Raw genomic sequence first — 19,893 nt, 5'->3', positions numbered from 1 at the left:
GGGCACGCCGACTACGTGAAGAACATGATCACGGGCGCCGCGCAGATGGACGGCGCGATCCTGGTCGTGTCGGCGGCCGACGGCCCGATGCCGCAGACCCGCGAGCACATCCTGCTCGCCCGCCAGGTCGGCGTTCCGGCGCTGGTGGTGTTCATGAACAAGGTCGACATGGTCGACGATCCGGAGCTTCTGGAGCTGGTCGAGCTCGAGGTGCGCGAGCTTCTCTCGAAGTACGACTTCCCGGGTGACGACATCCCGATCACCAAGGGCTCGGCGTTGTGCGCGCTGGAGAACCGCGAGCCGAAGATCGGCCACGAGGCGATCCTCGAGCTGATGAAGACGGTGGACGCCTACATCCCGCAGCCGGAGCGTCCGATCGACCTGCCGTTCCTGATGCCGATCGAGGACGTGTTCTCGATCTCTGGCCGCGGCACGGTGGTGACGGGTCGCGTCGAGCGCGGGATCGTGAAGGTCGGCGAGTCGGTGGAGATCGTGGGCATCCGCGCGACGACGACGACGACGGTGACCGGCGTCGAGATGTTCCGCAAGCTTCTGGACCAGGGGCAGGCTGGCGACAACGTCGGCGTTCTTCTGCGCGGCACGAAGCGCGAGGACGTCGAGCGCGGTCAGGTGGTGTGCAAGCCGGGTTCGGTGAAGCCGCACACGAAGTTCAAGGCGGAAGCCTACATCCTGACGAAGGAGGAGGGCGGCCGCCACACGCCGTTCTTCACGAACTACCGTCCGCAGTTCTACTTCCGGACGACGGACGTGACGGGCGTGTGCCAGCTGCCCGAGGGCACCGAGATGGTGATGCCGGGCGACAACGTGACGATGGACGTGACGCTGATCGTTCCGATCGCGATGGAGGAGAAGCTGCGCTTCGCCATCCGCGAGGGCGGCCGCACCGTCGGCGCCGGCGTCGTCGCCTCCATCACCGAGTAAGTCGGACCCGGAGCCGGGAACGGCGCCGGACGCAAGTTGAGGGGCGGGTGCCGCGCGGCGCCCGCCCCTTTTGCATTCTCGGCGCTCCCTCGATGGTCTCGCCCCACTCCCAACGACGACCTCATCCTGAAGCACCCACGAAGCGGGCCTCGAAGGCCGCGGGCGGGCGAGGCGCTACTGGCCGCTTGTTCAGGCGCTCGCCTGCCCTCGCATCGTCTGCACCCCTGTCAGAAACCGCGCCCGACCTCCGCATCCGGATGATGGGAGTGCCCCTGGGCCACGCATCCCGTCGGCGCTGGGCCGTCCCGCAGGAGCGAGCCCGGCCGCCCGATCGACGGGTCCGATCCGGTCGCGACATTCCGCTTGCATCCGGACCGGCGATCCGGCTACAGAGCACTCGCGCCGCGGCGCTGCAGGAGTGTAGCTCAACTGGTCAGAGCACCGGTCTCCAAAACCGGGGGTTGGGGGTTCGAGTCCCTCCACTCCTGCCAGAGACCGCGAGCCGACCGGAGCCTCCAGCGAAAGCCGGCAGACCTCCGTAACAATCCGTCCGGGCCAGTCGACAAGCGCACGCAACTGCGCTAGACGCTGCGCCCATCCCAGATCGAACAGGCGGCGATGCGGGCCGGGGGTGATCCTTCAGCCTGCCGGCCGCCGTTGGTTTCGAGCGCATCGGTTGTCCGAGCCATGGCATCGAACGAAGCGACGAAGAAGATGGACCTCGGGCGCAACGCCTCCCGCAGCACTCCGCCCACCCGCGGCGGCGGTGCCTCGCCGACGCCGCCCGCGCGTCCGGCGCAGAAGCGCGTCGGCCCGTTCGAGTTCCTGCAGCAGGTGCGCGACGAGGGCCGGAAGGTCACCTGGCCGACCCGCAAGGAGACCCTGGTCACCACCCTGATGGTCTTCGTCATGGTGGTGGTGGCGAGCGTGTTCTTCACCGTCGTCGACCAGGTCCTGCGCTACGCCGTGACGCTGGTGCTGGGCATCGGGGCCTGATCGGGCCGTCAAGACCCGGCAGAGCCGGCCCAGGAATCGGGGCCGCCGCCGGATTGGAGTGAACGCCGTGTCGAAGCGCTGGTACATCGTCCACGCCTATTCGAACTTCGAGAACAAGGTCGCGCAGTCGATCAAGGACCAGGCGGCGCAGCGCGGCCTGACGGAGAAGTTCGACGAGGTCATGGTCCCGACCGAGAAGGTCGTGGAGGTGCGCCGCGGCCGCAAGGTCGATGCCGAGCGCAAGTTCTTCCCCGGCTACGTGCTGGTGAAGTGCGACCTCACCGACGAGGTCTACCACCTCATCAAGAACACCCCGAAGGTCACGGGCTTCCTGGGCGCCGATAAGTCGAAGCCGGTGCCGATCCCGGATGCCGAGGCCGAGCGCATCAAGGGCCAGGTCCAGGAAGGCACCGACCGCCCGAAGGCCTCGATCGCCTACGAGGTCGGCGAGCAGGTCCGCGTCGCGGACGGCCCCTTCGCGTCCTTCAACGGCGTCGTCGAGGAAGTCGACGAGAGCCGCTCCCGCCTCAAGGTGGCGGTCTCCATCTTCGGCCGGGCTACCCCGGTCGAACTCGAATACGGTCAGGTTGAGAAGCTCTGATCGTCACCGGCGGAAACTCCTGAGAACGGCGCGGGGCGCGACAGCGCGCCTCGTCTTCGTCGTTCCCAGAAGACCGCCTCTCACCCGCGGAAGGCCCGCCCGGAACCGCCTCCGGGAGCCCGGGCCGCACCGCGACCTGCAACCGCCCTCAAGTCAGTAGGGCTATTCTGGGAGCAGTCCCATGGCGAAGAAGATCACGGGCTACGTGAAGCTTCAGGTCCCGGCCGGCGCCGCCAATCCGTCGCCGCCGATCGGTCCCGCGCTCGGTCAGCGCGGCCTCAACATCATGGAATTCTGCAAGGCCTTCAACGCGAAGACCTCGCAGATCGAGAAGGGCACCCCGATCCCGGTGATCATCACCGCGTATCAGGACCGTTCCTTCACCTTCGAGATGAAGCAGCCCCCGGTCTCCTTCTTCCTCAAGAAGGCCGCCGGCCTGAAGATCGGCAAGAAGCCGGCCTCCGGCTCGAAGACCCCCGGCAAGGGCGCGCCCGCCGGCAAGGTGTCCGAGGCGCAGATCCGCGAGATCGCCGAGAAGAAGATGCCCGACCTGAACTGCGATTCGGTCGATTCCGCCGTCGCCATGATCCGCGGCTCCGCCCGCGCCATGGGCCTCGAGATCACCGCGTAAGGGGAGGGCGACATGGCACAGACAGGCAAGCGCATCCGCGCCGCCCGCGAGGGCATCGCGGTCACCAAGCTCTACCCCCTCGACGAGGCGGTGAAGCTGATCAAGGAGCGGGCCAAGGCCAAGTTCGACGAGACCTTCGAGGTCTCGATGAATCTCGGCGTCGACCCCCGCCACGCCGACCAGATGGTCCGCGGCGTCTGCAACCTGCCGAACGGCTCCGGCCGGACCGTGCGGGTGGCGGTGTTCGCCCGCGGCCCGAAGGCCGACGAGGCCCGGGCCGCCGGCGCCGACATCGTCGGGGCCGAGGACCTGCTCGAGACGATCCAGGGCGGCACGATCGACTTCGATCGCTGCATCGCCACCCCGGACATGATGCCGCTGGTCGGCCGCCTCGGTAAGGTGCTGGGCCCGCGCGGCCTGATGCCGAACCCGAAGGTCGGCACCGTCACCATGGACGTGAAGGGCGCCGTCGCCGGCGCCAAGGGCGGCTCGGTCGAGTTCCGCGTCGAGAAGGCGGGCATCGTCCACGCCGGTATCGGCAAGGTCTCGTTCGACGAGCAGAAGATCGTCGAGAACATCCGCGCCTTCGCCGACGCGGTGGCGAAGGCGAAGCCCGCCGGCGCCAAGGGCACCTACATCCAGCGCATCGCCGTCTCCTCGACGATGGGCCCGGGCGTGAAGGTCGATCCCTCGAGCGTGCTGGTCGCCGCCGGCGCCTGACGCCGACGCGACTGTCGCGATGACACGATGAAGCGCCCGGTCCGGCAACGGACCGGGCGCTTCGCGTTGGAGGGTGTGTCGGACTTCTGACGTAGCGGCATTACGATCTCCGGCGTAGCTCCGCAGCGCAGCGAAAACCCGACGCGACGGGGCAGCCTTCCGGCGACGCTGTGCTAGATACGTCCCCATGCGCAGCACCGTCCCGGTCTCCTCCTCGCGACGCATCCTCTGCGTCTTCCCCGCCTACACGCCGTCCTTCGGCACCTTCTCGCACGCCTATCCGCTGATGGGCGGCGTGAAGGCCTTCATGCCGCCGCAGGGGCTCCTGGTGATCGCCGCCTACATGCCGGAGGCATGGGAGGTGCGGTTCATCGACGAGAACATCGCTCGGGCGACGCCCGACGATTTCACCTGGGCCGACGCGGTGTTCGTGTCAGGCATGCACATCCAGGAGGGCCAGATCCACGAGATCGGCCGGCGGGCGCATGCCGCCGGCAAGGTCGCGGTGCTCGGCGGGCCTTCCGTCTCCGGCGCGCCGGAGAAGTACCCCGATTTCGATTACCTCCATATCGGCGAGATCGGCGACGCCACCGACGCGCTGATCCGGCGCCTCGACGACACGGTCGCGGTCCCGTCCGAGCCGGAGCGGTTCGAGACCACGGACCGCCTCGCCCTGTCCGATTTCCCGGCCCCGGCCTACGAGCGCGTGCCGCTCAAGCGCTACCTCATCGGCTCGCTGCAATTCTCCTCCGGCTGCCCCTATCGCTGCGAGTTCTGCGACATCCCGCAGCTCTACGGCCGCCAGCCGCGCCTGAAGACCCCCGAGCAGCTCTGCGCCGAGCTCGACGCCATCGTGGCGCAAGCGGCCCACCCGGCAGTGGTCTACTTCGTCGACGACAACTTCATCGGCAACCGCAAGGCGACGCGGGAGATGCTGCCGCACCTGGTGGAGTGGCAGAAGCGGAACAACTTCCCCCTCCAGTTCGCCTGCGAGGCGACGCTGAACATGGCCAAGCAGCCCGAGATCCTCGAGCTGATGCGCCAGGCCAACTTCATGACCGTGTTCGTCGGCATCGAGACCCCGGAGGCCGACGCGCTGAAGGGAATCGACAAGACCCACAACGCCGCCGTGCCGATGTACGAGGCGATCGAGACCCTGAACTCCTACGGGCTGGAGGTGACCTCCGGCATCATCCTCGGCCTCGACAGCGACACCGACAAGTCCGAGCAGAACCTGATCGACTTCATCGACCGGTCGGCGATTCCGGTTCTCACCATCAACCTGCTCCAGGCGCTGCCCAAGACCCCGCTCTGGGACCGGCTGGAGCGGGAGGGACGGCTCGTCCACGATGCCAGCCTCGAATCGAACGTGCTGTTCAAGCGCCCGCACGACGACGTGGTGAAATCCTGGCGTCGGGCCATCGCCCATGCCTACTCGCCCGAGCAGCTGTTCGAGCGCTTCAAGCGCCAGTGCGACGTGACCTACCCGCACCGGATCACCACGCCGACTTCGGGCAAGCTGACCCTGACCAACCTGCGCCGCGGGCTGATCCTCGGCTTCAACATCGTCACTCGGGTCGGGCTGTTCTCCGACTACCGCAAGCCATTCTGGCGCGCGGCGGCCTACGCCCTCAAGCGCGGGCAGATCGAGGCGGTGTTCAACATGGGCTTCGTCGCCCACCACCTGATCCGCTTCACCCGCGAGGCCCTGCGCGGCGAGCACAACGCCTCGTTCTACGCCGCGCAGGACAAGGCGAAGGCGGAAGCCGCGGCGAGGGGAGGGGCCCGGCAGGCTGCGTGAGTCGAAGAGCCCCGCAGGAGGCGTGAGCCGGAGGCTCTGACGGGAATTCGGCCCCTGCGACCGAATTTCCTCCGTCCGGGCACTTGGCAGGCTGTTTGCACCCCGCTATAGACCCGGCTCCACGTTTCCGAGATCGAAAGGATTCGGCCGCCCGGCCGGTCCTGGAGAGAGGTCCCCGGGCGACCGGGTGACCAAAGTGGCCGGAAGGGCTCAGGGGGCAACCCCTCGCGCCCCGTCCGGCCATGTCCTGTCCGAGACTGCAGGCGCCGGCATCCGCCGGCTTAAACCGCAAAGCCTGCACAGACGGGGAAGACCGAATTTCACCGCCCCCTGGCCTTCCCGGGCCTGCGGGGCGTCGGTTTGAACCATCTCGCCCGAGGCGAGGGGCCGTCAGGTCCTTGGCATCGGGGGCAGGGCCGTGAAGCGTCGTTCAGGACGTCGCGGTCTTTTCACGAAGGCCCCGGCTCATCCTGGGCGGCAACTGCAACCGGCGGGGCCCATCCGGGTTCCGCCAACCGGAGAGAGCCAAGGTGGACAGAGCAGCAAAAGCTGATCTCGTCGCGACGCTCAACGGGGTGTTCGCGAACACCTCCGTCGTCGTCGTGGCCCACTACAAGGGCCTCACGGTCGCCGACATGCAGAAGCTGCGCTCGCAGATGAAGCAGGCCGGCGCCACCGTGAAGGTCGCGAAGAACCGCCTCGCCAACATCGCTCTCGAAGGCACGGACGTCGCCTCCATTCAGCCCCTCCTGAAGGGCCCGACCCTGCTCGCCTATTCGAGCGATCCGGTCGCGGCCGCCAAGGTGGCGGTGGACTTCGCCAAGGCCAACGAGAAGCTGGTCATCCTCGGCGGAGCCATGGGGACGACCGCCCTGAACCCGGACGGCGTGAAGGCCCTGGCCTCGCTGCCGTCCCTCGACGAACTGCGCGCCAAGATCGTGGGCCTGGTCCAGGCTCCCGCGACCAAGATCGCTCAGGTCGTCAACGCGCCGGCCGCCAAGCTCGCGCGCGTGTTCGGGGCCTATGCCGCGACCGGCGACGCCCAGACCGACGAAGCGGCCTAACGGGCTGTTCGAGACCAAACCGTTCAAACCGACAACATCAGGAAGTGAAAAATGGCTGATCTTGCCAAGCTCGTCGACGACCTGTCCTCGCTGACCGTTCTCGAGGCCGCCGAGCTCGCGAAGATGCTCGAGGAGAAGTGGGGCGTCTCGGCCGCTGCCGCCGTCGCCGTCGCCGCCGGCCCGGCCGGTGGCGCCGCTGCCCCGGCCGCCGAGGAGCAGACCGAGTTCACCGTTGTCCTGGCTTCGGCCGGCGACAAGAAGATCGAGGTCATCAAGGAGGTCCGCGCGATCACCGGCCTCGGCCTCAAGGAGGCCAAGGACCTGGTCGAGGGCGCTCCGAAGCCGATCAAGGAGGGCGTGTCCAAGGACGACGCCGCCAAGCTCAAGGCCCAGCTCGAGAAGGCCGGCGCCAAGGTCGAGCTCAAGTAAGGCGATGGCGGGCCGTCCGGCCCGCCTCGTGCTCCGGACCCGGGCTTCGGCCGGGGTCCGGGGCCACCAGCCCGCGGGCCTCGCGCTCGCGGGCTATGGTCGCTTCAAGTGCTTCTCATGAAACTCCCGCTGCGCCGACGAGGCCACAAGCGAGCGACGACGGCGATCGGGAGTTTCATGAGGGACACTTGGCGCACCCCCTCGGGATCCGGGGTACGGATCACCATATAGGTTTTCGAAGGTTGCGGGCGGCCGGTGCACGGGCGGTCCGCGCGGTTCCAGGCAGGTCTGATGCCGGCTCGATTCGGCCGGCGTCCCACCGGAGCCGTATAAGCGGTGGATGAGGAGCGAGGTCAACCCATGGCCAACACGCTGGTCGGTCGCAAGCGCATTCGCAAGTTCTTCGGCAAGATTCGGGAAGTCGCCGAGATGCCGAACCTCATCGAGGTCCAGAAGGCGTCCTACGACCAGTTCCTGATGGTGGACGAGCCCGAGGGCGGGCGCGCCGACGAGGGCCTGCAATCGGTCTTCAAGTCCGTCTTCCCGATCTCCGACTTCTCCTCGACCGCGCTCCTCGAGTTCGTCAAGTACACCTTCGAGCAGCCGAAATACGACGTCGACGAGTGCCGCCAGCGCGGCATCACCTTCGCCGCCCCGCTGAAGGTGACCCTGCGGCTGATCGTGTTCGATGTCGATCCCGATACCGGCGCCAAGTCGGTCAAGGACATCAAGGAGCAGGACGTCTACATGGGCGACATGCCCCTGATGACGGAGAACGGCACCTTCATCGTCAACGGCACCGAGCGCGTCATCGTCTCGCAGATGCACCGCTCGCCGGGCGTGTTCTTCGACCACGACAAGGGCAAGACCCACTCCTCGGGCAAGCTGCTGTTCGCCGCGCGCATCATCCCGTATCGCGGCTCCTGGCTCGACGTCGAGTTCGACGCCAAGGACATCGTGCACGCGCGCATCGACCGCAAGCGCAAGATCCCCGTCACCTCGCTGCTCTTCGCGCTCGGCCTCGACGGCGAGGAGATCCTGTCGACGTTCTACAACCGCGTCACGTATAGCCGTGACGGGGGCGATTGGCGCGTGCCCTACGACGCCGAGCGGCTGAAGGGCTTCAAGGCCTCGAGCGACCTGATCGACGCCGATTCGGGCGAGGTGGTGCTGGAGACCGGCAAGAAGCTGACCGCCCGCACCGCCCGCCAGATCGCCGAGAAGGGCACGAAGGCCCTGCGTGCGACCGACGAGGACCTGATCGGCCAGTACATCGCCGAGGACATGGTCAACTACAAGACCGGCGAGATCTACGCCGAGGCCGGCGACGAGATCAGCGAGAAGGTCCTCAAGGGCCTGACCGACGTCGGCATCGAGGAGATCCCGGTCCTCGACATCGACCACGTCAACATCGGTCCCTACATCCGCAACACGCTGGCGGTCGACAAGAACTCGGCCCGCGAGGGTGCGCTGTTCGACATCTACCGGGTGATGCGCCCGGGCGAGCCGCCGACCCTCGACACCGCCGAGGCAATGTTCCACTCGCTGTTCTTCGACGCGGAGCGCTACGACCTCTCGGCCGTCGGCCGGGTGAAGATGAACATGCGCCTCGACCTCGATGCGGCGGACACCGTGCGGACCCTGCGCCGCGAGGACATGCTGGCGGTCGTCAAGGCGCTGGTCGACCTGCGCGACGGCAAGGGCGAGATCGACGACATCGACCATCTCGGCAACCGCCGGGTGCGCTCGGTCGGCGAGCTGATGGAGAACCAGTACCGCCTGGGCCTCCTGCGCATGGAGCGCGCCATCAAGGAGCGGATGTCGTCGGTCGACATCGATACCGTGATGCCGCAGGACCTGATCAACGCGAAGCCCGCGGCGGCCGCCGTGCGCGAGTTCTTCGGCTCGTCGCAGCTGTCGCAGTTCATGGACCAGACCAACCCGCTCTCCGAGGTGACGCACAAGCGCCGCCTCTCGGCCCTCGGCCCGGGCGGTCTGACCCGCGAGCGCGCCGGCTTCGAGGTGCGCGACGTGCACCCGACGCATTACGGCCGCATCTGCCCGATCGAGACGCCGGAAGGCCCGAACATCGGCCTGATCAACTCGCTCGCCACCTTCGCGCGCGTCAACAAGTACGGCTTCATCGAGACCCCGTTCCGGCGCGTGCGCGACGGCGTGGTCACGGACGAGGTCGCCTACCTGTCGGCGATGGAGGAGGCGAAGTACCACGTCGCCCAGGCCAACGCGCAGATGGACAAGAACCGCAAGCTCACGGAGGACCTCGTGGTCTGCCGGCGGGCGGGCGAGGTGATCGTCGTCGGCCCCGAGCGGGTCGACCTGATGGACGTGTCGCCGAAGCAGCTCGTGTCGGTCGCCGCGGCGCTGATCCCGTTCCTTGAGAACGACGACGCCAACCGCGCGCTGATGGGCTCGAACATGCAGCGCCAGGCGGTGCCGCTGGTTCGCGCCGACGCGCCCTTCGTCGGCACCGGCATGGAGGCGGTGGTCGCGCGTGATTCGGGTGCCGCCATCGGCGCCCGGCGCGCGGGCATCATCGACCAGGTCGACGCGACCCGTATCGTCATCCGCGCCACCGACGAGGCCGACGCCTCGAAGCCCGGCGTCGACATCTACCGGCTGCAGAAGTTCCAGCGCTCGAACCAGTCGACCTGCATCACCCAGAAGCCGCTCGTGCGCGTCGGCGACGTGGTGAAGAAGGGCGACATCATCGCCGACGGTCCCTCGACCGAGTTCGGCGAGCTCGCGCTCGGCCGCAACGTGCTCGTCGCGTTCATGCCGTGGAACGGCTACAACTTCGAGGATTCGATCCTGCTCTCCGAGCGGATCGTGAAGGATGACGTGTTCACCTCGATCCACATCGAGGAATTCGAGGTGATGGCCCGCGACACCAAGCTCGGGCCGGAGGAGATCACCCGCGACATCCCGAACGTCTCGGAGGAGGCGCTCAAGAACCTCGACGAGGCCGGCATCGTCTATATCGGCGCCGAGGTCCACGCGGGCGACATCCTGGTCGGCAAGATCACCCCGAAGGGCGAGAGCCCGATGACGCCGGAGGAGAAGCTTCTCCGCGCCATCTTCGGCGAGAAGGCCTCGGACGTGCGCGACACCAGCTTGCGGGTGCCGCCGGGCGTCACCGGCACGATCGTCGAGGTCCGGGTGTTCAACCGCCACGGCGTCGACAAGGACGAGCGCGCGCAAGCCATCGAGCGCGAGGAGATCGAGCGTCTCGCCAAGGACCGGGACGACGAGCAGGCGATCCTCGACCGCAACACCTATGCGCGTCTGGGCGACCTGCTGGTCGGCCAGTCGCCAGTCGCCGGCCCGAAGGGCTTCCGGAAGGAGACCACGCTCACCCGTGAGCTCCTGGCGGATTACCCCCGCTCGCAATGGTGGCAGTTCGCCGTCGTCGAAGACCGTCTCATGACCGAGATGGAGGCGATGCAGAAGCAGTACGACGAGTCGAAGAAGCGCCTCGAGCAGCGCTTCCTCGACAAGGTCGAGAAGCTGCAGCGCGGCGACGAGTTGCCTCCCGGCGTCATGAAGATGGTCAAGGTCTTCGTGGCGGTGAAGCGCAAGATCCAGCCCGGCGACAAGATGGCGGGCCGGCACGGCAACAAGGGCGTGGTCTCGCGCATCGTGCCGATCGAGGACATGCCGTTCCTGGAGGACGGCACGCACGCCGACATCGTGCTCAACCCGCTCGGCGTGCCGAGCCGGATGAATGTCGGCCAGATCCTCGAGACGCATCTGGGCTGGGCCGCCGCGGGCCTGGGCCGGCAGGTCTCGCAGGCCGTGGACGCGTATCTGCGCACCCACGACATCGAGCCCCTGCGCGAGCGCATGAAGGCGATCTACAGCGAGACCGAACTGGCCGGCCTGACCGACCAGGATCTCGCCGAGGTCGGCAACAACCTGCGCCGTGGCGTCCCGATGGCCACCCCGGTGTTCAACGGCGCCAAGGAAGCCGACATCGAAACGATGCTGGAGATGGCGGGTCTCGACCGTTCGGGCCAGTCGACGCTCTATGACGGGCGCACCGGCGAGCCCTTCGACCGCAAGGTCACGGTCGGCTACATCTACATGCTGAAGCTGCACCACCTGGTGGACGACAAGATCCACGCGCGCTCGATCGGTCCGTACTCGCTCGTCACCCAGCAGCCCCTGGGCGGCAAGGCGCAGTTCGGCGGCCAGCGCTTCGGCGAGATGGAGGTGTGGGCCCTCGAAGCCTACGGTGCCGCCTACACGCTGCAGGAGATGCTGACGGTGAAGTCCGACGACGTCGCCGGCCGCACCAAGGTCTACGAGGCCATCGTGCGCGGCGACGACACCTTCGAGGCGGGCATCCCGGAGAGCTTCAACGTGCTGGTGAAGGAGATGCGGTCGCTCGGCCTCAACGTCGAGCTGCTGTCCTCCAAGCGTGCCGCCAACGACCAGCTCGAGGCGCCTCCCGAGGCGGCCGAGTAAGCTCGTCCCGATCCCAACCTGACGACGGCGGCGGGGCCCTCAGCGCGAGGGCCCCGGCCGCCGAAACCCGTTTCATCAGACGGCGGTCCCGGCCCGGCCCTTCGTGGCGCCCCGTCAGCCAAGGAGCAGATCATGAACCAAGAGGTCATGAATCTTTTCAACCAGCAGGCTCAGCCTCAGAGCTTCGACCAGATCAAGATCTCGATCTCGTCGCCTGAGAAGATCCTGTCCTGGTCCTACGGCGAGATCAAGAAGCCCGAGACCATCAATTACCGTACGTTCAAGCCCGAGCGTGACGGCTTGTTCTGTGCCCGGATCTTCGGGCCGATCAAGGACTACGAGTGCTTGTGCGGCAAGTACAAGCGCATGAAGTACAAGGGCGTGATCTGCGAGAAGTGCGGCGTCGAGGTGACCCTCGCGCGGGTGCGTCGCGACCGCATGGGCCATATCGAGCTCGCCGCGCCCGTCGCCCATATCTGGTTCCTGAAGTCGCTGCCGAGCCGCATCGGCCTGCTGCTCGACATGGCGCTCAAGGACCTCGAGCGCATCCTGTACTTCGAGTCCTACGTCGTCATCGAGCCGGGCCTCACCCCCCTGAAGGAGCGTCAGCTCCTGTCGGAGGAGGAGTACCTGCGCGCACAGGAGGAGTACGGCGAGGACAGCTTCACCGCCATGATCGGCGCGGAGGCGATCCGGCGCATCCTGCAGGAGCTCGACCTCGACAAGATCGCGGCCGACCTGCGCGAGGAGATCGCCACCACCACCTCCGAGCTGAAGCCCAAGAAGCTGCTGAAGCGCCTCAAGATCATCGAGGCGTTCCAGATGTCGGGCAACCGGCCCGAGTGGATGATCCTGACCGTCGTGCCGGTGATCCCGCCGGACCTGCGCCCGCTCGTCCCGCTCGACGGCGGCCGCTTCGCGACCTCGGACCTCAACGACCTCTACCGGCGCGTCATCAATCGCAACAACCGCCTCAAGCGGCTGATCGAGCTGCGCGCGCCGGACATCATCATCCGCAACGAGAAGCGGATGCTGCAGGAGGCGGTCGACGCGCTGTTCGACAACGGACGGCGCGGCCGCGTCATCACGGGCGCCAACAAGCGCCCGCTGAAGTCGCTCGCCGACATGCTGAAGGGCAAGCAGGGCCGGTTCCGCCAGAACCTGCTCGGCAAGCGCGTCGACTATTCCGGCCGCTCGGTCATCGTGGTCGGCCCCGAGCTGAAGCTGCACCAGTGCGGGCTGCCGAAGAAGATGGCGCTCGAGCTGTTCAAGCCGTTCATCTACGCGCGCCTCGACGCCAAGGGCTTCTCGGCCACGGTGAAGCAGGCGAAGAAGCTCGTCGAGAAGGAGAAGCCGGAGGTCTGGGACATCCTGGACGAAGTGATCCGCGAGCATCCCGTCATGCTGAACCGGGCGCCGACGCTGCACCGCCTCGGCATCCAGGCCTTCGAGCCGAAGCTGATCGAGGGCAAGGCGATCCAGCTGCACCCGCTGGTCTGCGCCGCGTTCAACGCCGACTTCGACGGCGACCAGATGGCCGTGCACGTTCCGCTGTCGCTGGAAGCGCAGCTGGAAGCGCGCGTCCTGATGATGTCGACGAACAACATCCTGCACCCGGCGAACGGCGCGCCGATCATCGTGCCGTCGCAGGACATCGTGCTCGGCCTGTACTACCTGTCGATCGTCGCCGATGGCTCGCCGGGTGAGCACAAGCCGAACGACCCGAAAAACCCGATGAAGGGCGTGTTCGGCGATTTCGGCGAGCTCGAGCATGCGCTCGCGGCCCGCACCGTCACGCTGCACACCAAGATCAAGTGGCGCTGGAAGGGCCTCGATTCCGACGGGAACGAGGTCTCCCGGATCTACGACACCACGCCGGGCCGGGTGATCCTGTCGAGCGTGCTCCCGCGCCACAAGCGCGTCCCCTTCGACGTCGTCAACAAGCTGATGACGAAGAAGGAGATCTCGGCGATGATCGACACCGTCTACCGCCATTGCGGTCAGAAGGAGTCGGTGATCTTCTGCGACCGGATCATGGGTCTCGGCTTCATCCACGCCTTCCGCGCCGGCATCTCGTTCGGCAAGGACGACATGGTGGTGCCGGACAACAAGTGGTCGATCGTCGATGAGACGCGCTCGCTCGTGAAAGATTACGAGCAGCAGTACCAAGACGGCCTGATCACCCAGGGCGAGAAGTACAACAAGGTCGTGGACGCCTGGGCCAAGTGCTCCGACCGTCTCGCCGGCGAGATGATGAACCGCATCTCGTCCGTGCAGAAGGACGAGCACGGCGCCGACAAGCAGGTCAACTCGATCTACATGATGAGCCACTCGGGCGCCCGTGGCTCGCCGGCGCAGATGAAGCAGCTCGCGGCGATGCGCGGTCTGATGGCCAAGCCCTCGGGCGAGATCATCGAGACCCCGATCATCTCGAACTTCAAGGAAGGCCTGGACGTGCTCGAGTACTTCAACTCGACGCACGGCGCCCGCAAGGGCCTCGCCGACACCGCGCTCAAGACCGCGAACTCCGGCTACCTGACCCGCCGCCTCGTCGACGTGGCGCAGGACGCGGTGATCCGCGAGGTGGATTGCGGCACCGAGAGCGGCATCCGCATGCGCGCGATCATCGATGCCGGCCAGGTCGTGGCCTCGCTGGCGACCCGCATCCTCGGCCGCGCCACGGCTGAGGACCTGGTCGCCAATGACGGCACGATCATCGTCGCCAAGGGCGAGACGATCGAGGAGAAGCACCTCGAGCCGATCACCAAGGCCGGCATCCAGGAGGTGAAGATCCGCTCGGTCCTGGTCTGCGCGACCCGGAACGGCGTCTGCGCCACCTGCTACGGGCGCGACCTCGCCCGCGGCACGCCCGTCAACATGGGCGAGGCCGTCGGCGTCATCGCGGCGCAGTCGATCGGAGAGCCGGGCACCCAGCTCACGATGCGCACCTTCCACATCGGCGGCGCGGCCCAGATCGCCGACTCGTCCTTCATCGAGTCGAGCTTCGAGGGCACGGTCAAGATCCGCAACCGCGGTCTGGCCCGCAACTCGGACGGCGACCTCGTCGCCATCGGCCGCAACGTCGCGGTCGTGATCGTCGGGCCGGACGGCACCGAGCGGGCGGTCCACCGCCTGCAATACGGTGCCCGCGTCCGGGTCGACGAGGGTGACGCGATCAAGCGCGGCCAGCGCATCGCCGAGTGGGATCCCTACACAAGGCCGATCCTGACCGAGATCGACGGCATCGTGGCCTACGAGGACCTGATCGACGGCCAGTCGATCACCGAGACGACCGACGAGTCGACCGGCATCGCCAAGCGCGTCGTCATCGACTGGCGCGGCTCGGCGCGGACGGCGGACCTGCGTCCGGCGATCGCGGTCCACGACCAGAACGGCCGGGTGCAGAAGCTGCCGCGCGGCTCGGATGCCCGCTCGATCCTGCCGGTCGAGGCGATCATCGGCGTCGATCCGGGCACCCGGGTCAAGGCCGGCGACATCCTCGCCCGCGTCTCGACCGACAGCGCCAAGACCCGCGACATCACCGGCGGTCTGCCGCGGGTGGCGGAGCTGTTCGAGGCGCGCCGGCCGAAGGATGCGGCGATCATCGCCGAGAAGTCCGGCACGATCTCGTTCGGGCGCGACTACAAGAACAAGCGCCGCCTGAGCCTGACCCCGCATGACGGCTCGGAGCCGGTGGAGTACCTGATCCCGAAGGGCAAGCACATCCACCTGCAGGACGGCGACGTGGTCGAGCTCGGCGACTTCATCGTCGACGGCAACCCGGCACCGCACGACATCCTGGCGATCAAGGGCGTCGAGGAGCTCGCCGCCTACCTCGTCAACGAGATCCAGGAGGTCTACCGGCTGCAGGGCGTGTCGATCAACGACAAGCACATCGAGGTCATCGTCCGGCAGATGCTGCAGAAGGTGGAGATCACCGACGGCGGCGATTCCGAGATCCTGACCGGCGACCAGATCGACCGGATGGAGCTGGCAGAGTTCAACGAGAAGCTGCTCGCCGAGGGCAAGAAGCCGATCCAGGGCGTCCCCGTCCTGCTCGGCATCACCAAGGCCTCGCTGCAGACCCGCTCGTTCATCTCGGCGGCCTCGTTCCAGGAGACCACCCGCGTCCTCACCGAGGCGGCGGTCAACGGCAAGGTCGACAACCTCGAGGGTCTCAAGGAGAACGTCATCGTCGGCTCGCTGATCCCGGCGGGTACCGGCGCGATGATCTCCGACATCAAGTCCATCGCGCGCCGGCGCGACGGGCTGATCATGGCCCAGAAGTCGGCCGAGAGCGGCGCGGCGGTGGCCGAGCATCTCCCGGCGGCCGAGTAGGGCAGGGGGCCTCGACGGCGGGCGCCAGCGCCCGCCGAACCCGAGGAAGACCCGTGGAAAAAGGCCGGCGCTCCCATCCGGGGGCGCCGGCCTTTTCGCGTAAGCAGCCAAGCTTTAAAGGAAAGTTTCCGCTTGACGGGCGCGGGACGAGACCGTAATAGGCCCTCCTACTGAACGGCTGGCCGTAGGCGACAGCTGATCGACGTGCCCCTCGTGCCTCGATCCAAGTCTCCTAAACGCGACCGAACTTCAACCGACTGACACGTGTCAGACCGGCATGATCGCTGGGGCCTTGCCCCCGGTGGTCCTCTGCTCGCATGGCGCGCCAAAGGCTGGTTTCAGCCTGGGGCGCGATTTGCGTTGCGCTTCTTCCCGAAGCGACGGTCGTTCAGACGAGATTTTGCGAAACGACGGTCGCCAGGACGGCGATGCGTTGCGAGAGGAATGGCATGCCGACGATCAACCAGCTGATCGCCAATCCGCGGAAGGCGCAGAAGGCCCGCAACAAGGTGCCGGCCCTCGATGCCTGCCCGCAGAAGCGCGGCGTCTGCACCCGCGTCTACACCACGACCCCGAAGAAGCCGAACTCGGCGCTCCGCAAGGTCGCCAAGGTTCGCCTGACTAACGGCTTCGAGGTCATCGGCTACATCCCGGGCGAGGGTCACAACCTTCAGGAGCACTCCGTGGTGATGATCCGCGGCGGCCGCGTGAAGGATCTTCCGGGCGTGCGCTACCACATCCTGCGCGGCGTTCTCGACACCCAGGGCGTCAAGAACCGCAAGCAGCGTCGCTCGAAGTACGGCGCCAAGCGTCCGAAGTAAGTCGACGCGGACCGGTACCTTTATCGCCTGTCCCGCAAGGATGCCGCCGGCCTTTGGCTCAGGCGGCCTGCGTGGGGCACAACAGTTGATTTTTAGAACTTAAACGGAGCGAGCGATGTCCCGCCGCCACAGCGCCGAGAAGCGCGAGATCATCCCCGACGCCAAGTACGGCGACATCGTCCTCACCAAGTTCATGAACTCGGTGATGTACGAGGGCAAGAAGTCGGTCGCCGAGAGCATCGTCTACGGCGCGTTCGACATCATCGAGGCCCGCGCCAAGGCGAACCCGATCGAGGTGTTCCGCGCCGCCCTCGACAACGTCGCCCCGGCGATCGAAGTCCGCTCCCGCCGCGTCGGCGGCGCGACCTACCAGGTCCCGGTCGAGGTCCGCACCGAGCGCCGCCAGGCGCTGGCGATCCGCTGGCTGATCCAGGCCGCCCGCTCGCGCAACGACCGCACCATGGTCGAGCGTCTCTCCGCCGAGCTGCTCGACGCCGCCAACAACCGCGGCAACGCCGTGAAGAAGCGCGAGGACACCCACCGGATGGCCGAGGCCAACCGGGCGTTCTCGCACTATCGCTGGTAAACGCTGCTTCGCCGCCGCCCTCCGGGTGCGGCGGCCCCCTTCTTCAGGAGCCCCCCGATGCCCCGCACGCACGCGATCGAGGACTACCGCAACTTCGGCATCATGGCCCACATCGATGCCGGCAAGACCACGACGACCGAGCGGATCCTCTACTACACCGGCAAGTCCCATAAGATCGGCGAGGTCCATGAGGGCGCCGCCACCATGGACTGGATGGAGCAGGAGCAGGAGCGTGGCATCACGATCACCTCGGCTGCGACCACCTGCTTCTGGCGCGACAAGCGCCTGAACATCATCGACACCCCCGGCCACGTCGACTTCACCATCGAGGTGGAGCGCTCGCTCCGCGTGCTCGACGGCGCCGTCTGCGTGCTCGACGGCAACCAGGGCGTCGAGCCGCAGACCGAGACGGTGTGGCGCCAGGCCGACAAGTACGACGTGCCGCGCATCGTGTTCGTCAACAAGATGGACAAGATCGGCGCCGACTTCTTCAAGTGCGTGGCCGACATCATCGACCGCGTCGCCGGCAAGCCGGTGTGCCTGCAGCTGCCGATCGGCGCCGAGAGCTCCTTCAAGGGCGTGATCGACCTGATCAAGATGAAGGCGATCGTGTGGTCGGGTGAGGCGCTCGGCGCCAACTACTCCGAGGAGGAGATCCCGGCCGACCTCGCCGACCAGGCTGCGGAGTACCGCACCAAGCTCGTCGAGGCCTGCGTCGAGATGGACGACGACGCGATGGCCGCCTACCTCGACGGTACCGAGCCGGACGAGGACACCATGCGCAAGCTGGTGCGGACCGCGGTGCAGCGCCGCGCCTTCCACCCGGTGATGTGCGGCTCCGCGTTCAAGAACAAGGGCGTGCAGCCTCTGCTCGACGGCGTTGTCGACTACCTGCCGTCTCCCGCCGACCGCGGCGAGATCAAGGGCATCGACTACAAGACTGAGGAGGAGGTGGTCCGCCGGCCGCTCGACTCCGATCCCTTCTCCATGCTCGCCTTCAAGATCATGGACGATCCCCACGTCGGCACGATCACCTTCTGCCGCGTGTATTCGGGCAAGATCGACTCGGGCGCGAACGTCATCAACTCGACCCGCGACAAGAAGGAGCGGGTCGGCCGCATGCTCCTGATGCACGCGAACAACCGCGAGGACATCAAGGAGGCGTTCGCCGGCGACATCGTGGCGCTCGCGGGTCTCAAGGACACCCGCACCGGCGACACGCTGTGCGACCCGACCAAGGCCGTGATCCTCGAGAAGATGGAGTTCCCGGAGCCGGTCATCGAGATCGCCGTCGAGCCCAAGTCCAAGGCGGACCAGGAGAAGCTCGGCATCGCGCTCTCGAAGCTCGCCGCCGAAGATCCGTCCTTCCGGGTCTCCACGGACCAGGAGTCGGGCCAGACCATCCTGAAGGGGATGGGCGAGCTCCACCTCGACATCAAGGTCGACATCCTGAAGCGCACCTACAAGGTCGAGGCCAATATCGGCCAGCCGCAGGTCGCGTACCGGGAGAAGCTGACCAAGCGGACCGAGATCGACTACACCCACAAGAAGCAGACCGGTGGTACCGGCCAGTTCGCGCGGGTGAAGTTCGTGGTCGAGCCGAACGAGCCGGGTGCCGGCTACGCCTTCGAGTCGAAGATCGTCGGCGGCTCGGTGCCCAAGGAGTACATCCCGGGCGTCGAGAAGGGCCTCAACAGCGTGCTGACCGCCGGCATCCTGGCGGGCTTCCCGGTGGTCGACATCAAGGTGGAGCTGGTCGACGGCGCCTACCACGAGGTCGACTCCTCGGCACTGGCCTTCGAGATCGCCTCGCGGGCTGCGCTCCGCGAGGCCCTGCAGAAGGGCGGCTCGGTGCTGCTCGAGCCGGTGATGAAGGTCGAGGTCGTGACCCCGGAGGACTATACTGGTTCGGTCATCGGCGACCTGAACTCCCGGCGCGGCCAGATCCAGGGTCAGGACATGCGCGGCAACGCCAACGTCATCAACGCGATGGTGCCGCTCGCCAACATGTTCGGTTACGTGAACCAGCTGCGCTCCTTCACCCAGGGCCGCGCGAACTTCACGATGCAGTTCGACCACTACGAAGAGGTCCCGCGCGGCGAGGCCGAGAAGGTGGTTGCCAAGTACGCCTAAGGCGAAACGACGCCTGATGAGTTGGGCCTTATCCCAGGCCAGCTCGCAGCTTCGGTGCCCGCCACGGCGGGCACCACCCCAAGACTAAACGCACGCATTCGATCGACGGAGTTTTGGCGATGGCCAAGGAAAAGTTTTCGCGGACGAAGCCGCACTGCAACATCGGCACCATCGGTCACGTTGACCATGGCAAGACCTCTCTGACCGCGGCGATCACGAAGGTCCTGGCCGAGTCGGGCGGCGCCACGTTCACGGCGTACGACCAGATCGACAAGGCGCCGGAGGAGAAGGCGCGCGGCATCACGATCTCGACCGCCCACGTCGAGTACGAGACCCCGAACCGCCA

General features: G+C 67.0%; 14 protein-coding genes and 1 tRNA gene. All 15 read left to right on the top strand.

Annotated features, from left to right (window positions below; all coding sequences use genetic code 11):
* The coding region (tuf, locus tag BM430_RS32700) for an elongation factor Tu (protein WP_093569166.1) at window positions 1-942 on the top strand (942 nt) is incomplete at its 5' end.
* A 414-nt stretch (window positions 943-1,356) separates the two neighbouring features.
* Window positions 1,357-1,433 (top strand) — tRNA-Trp (locus BM430_RS32695).
* Between the two features lie 196 nt (window positions 1,434-1,629).
* Window positions 1,630-1,938 carry a preprotein translocase subunit SecE gene (gene secE / locus BM430_RS32690; protein ID WP_093571361.1) on the top strand — a complete coding sequence of 103 codons (309 nt, stop codon included), beginning with the start codon at window positions 1,630-1,632 and terminating at the stop codon, window positions 1,936-1,938.
* Window positions 1,939-2,005: 67 nt separating this feature from the next.
* A complete protein-coding gene (gene nusG / locus BM430_RS32685; protein ID WP_093571362.1) occupies window positions 2,006-2,539 on the top strand; it encodes a transcription termination/antitermination protein NusG in 534 nt (177 codons plus the stop codon).
* 181 nt (window positions 2,540-2,720) lie between these two features.
* Window positions 2,721-3,170, top strand: a complete 450-nt coding sequence (gene rplK / locus BM430_RS32680) for a 50S ribosomal protein L11 (protein ID WP_093571360.1) — start codon at window positions 2,721-2,723, stop codon at window positions 3,168-3,170.
* Between the two features lie 12 nt (window positions 3,171-3,182).
* A complete protein-coding gene (rplA, locus tag BM430_RS32675; protein ID WP_093571359.1) occupies window positions 3,183-3,890 on the top strand; it encodes a 50S ribosomal protein L1 in 708 nt (235 codons plus the stop codon).
* Window positions 3,891-4,077: 187 nt separating this feature from the next.
* Window positions 4,078-5,691 carry a B12-binding domain-containing radical SAM protein gene (locus BM430_RS32670; protein WP_093571358.1) on the top strand — a complete coding sequence of 538 codons (1,614 nt, stop codon included), beginning with the start codon at window positions 4,078-4,080 and terminating at the stop codon, window positions 5,689-5,691.
* Between the two features lie 530 nt (window positions 5,692-6,221).
* Entirely contained in the window at window positions 6,222-6,755 is a 534-nt protein-coding gene (rplJ, locus tag BM430_RS32665; protein WP_093571357.1) for a 50S ribosomal protein L10, read from the top strand.
* 51 nt (window positions 6,756-6,806) lie between these two features.
* Entirely contained in the window at window positions 6,807-7,184 is a 378-nt protein-coding gene (gene rplL / locus BM430_RS32660) for a 50S ribosomal protein L7/L12 (protein WP_093571356.1), read from the top strand.
* A 360-nt stretch (window positions 7,185-7,544) separates the two neighbouring features.
* Complete coding sequence (rpoB, locus tag BM430_RS32655; protein ID WP_093571355.1) at window positions 7,545-11,669, top strand: DNA-directed RNA polymerase subunit beta; 4,125 nt, start codon at window positions 7,545-7,547, stop codon at window positions 11,667-11,669.
* A 132-nt stretch (window positions 11,670-11,801) separates the two neighbouring features.
* Entirely contained in the window at window positions 11,802-16,007 is a 4,206-nt protein-coding gene (rpoC, locus tag BM430_RS32650; protein ID WP_093571354.1) for a DNA-directed RNA polymerase subunit beta', read from the top strand.
* A gap of 449 nt (window positions 16,008-16,456) precedes the next feature.
* Window positions 16,457-16,828 (top strand): 30S ribosomal protein S12, encoded by a 372-nt coding sequence (rpsL, locus tag BM430_RS32645; protein WP_048429408.1) that lies wholly within the window; start codon window positions 16,457-16,459, stop codon window positions 16,826-16,828.
* Between the two features lie 115 nt (window positions 16,829-16,943).
* The gene (gene rpsG, locus BM430_RS32640; RefSeq protein WP_093571353.1) at window positions 16,944-17,414 is read left to right on the top strand and encodes a 30S ribosomal protein S7; all 471 of its coding nucleotides are present in this window, start codon (window positions 16,944-16,946) and stop codon (window positions 17,412-17,414) included.
* 57 nt (window positions 17,415-17,471) lie between these two features.
* Window positions 17,472-19,547 (top strand): elongation factor G, encoded by a 2,076-nt coding sequence (fusA, locus tag BM430_RS32635; RefSeq protein WP_093571352.1) that lies wholly within the window; start codon window positions 17,472-17,474, stop codon window positions 19,545-19,547.
* A 119-nt stretch (window positions 19,548-19,666) separates the two neighbouring features.
* Window positions 19,667-19,893 (top strand): GTP-binding protein (locus BM430_RS32630; RefSeq protein ID WP_244539770.1); only part of this gene is annotated, 227 nt, incomplete at its 3' end.

This window comes from Methylobacterium sp. 174MFSha1.1, assembly GCF_900116815.1.
Taxonomy (GTDB): Bacteria; Pseudomonadota; Alphaproteobacteria; order Rhizobiales; family Beijerinckiaceae; genus Methylobacterium.
The sequence above is the reverse complement of the archived record's forward strand: the minus strand, read 5'-3'. Positions and strand labels throughout refer to the sequence as shown.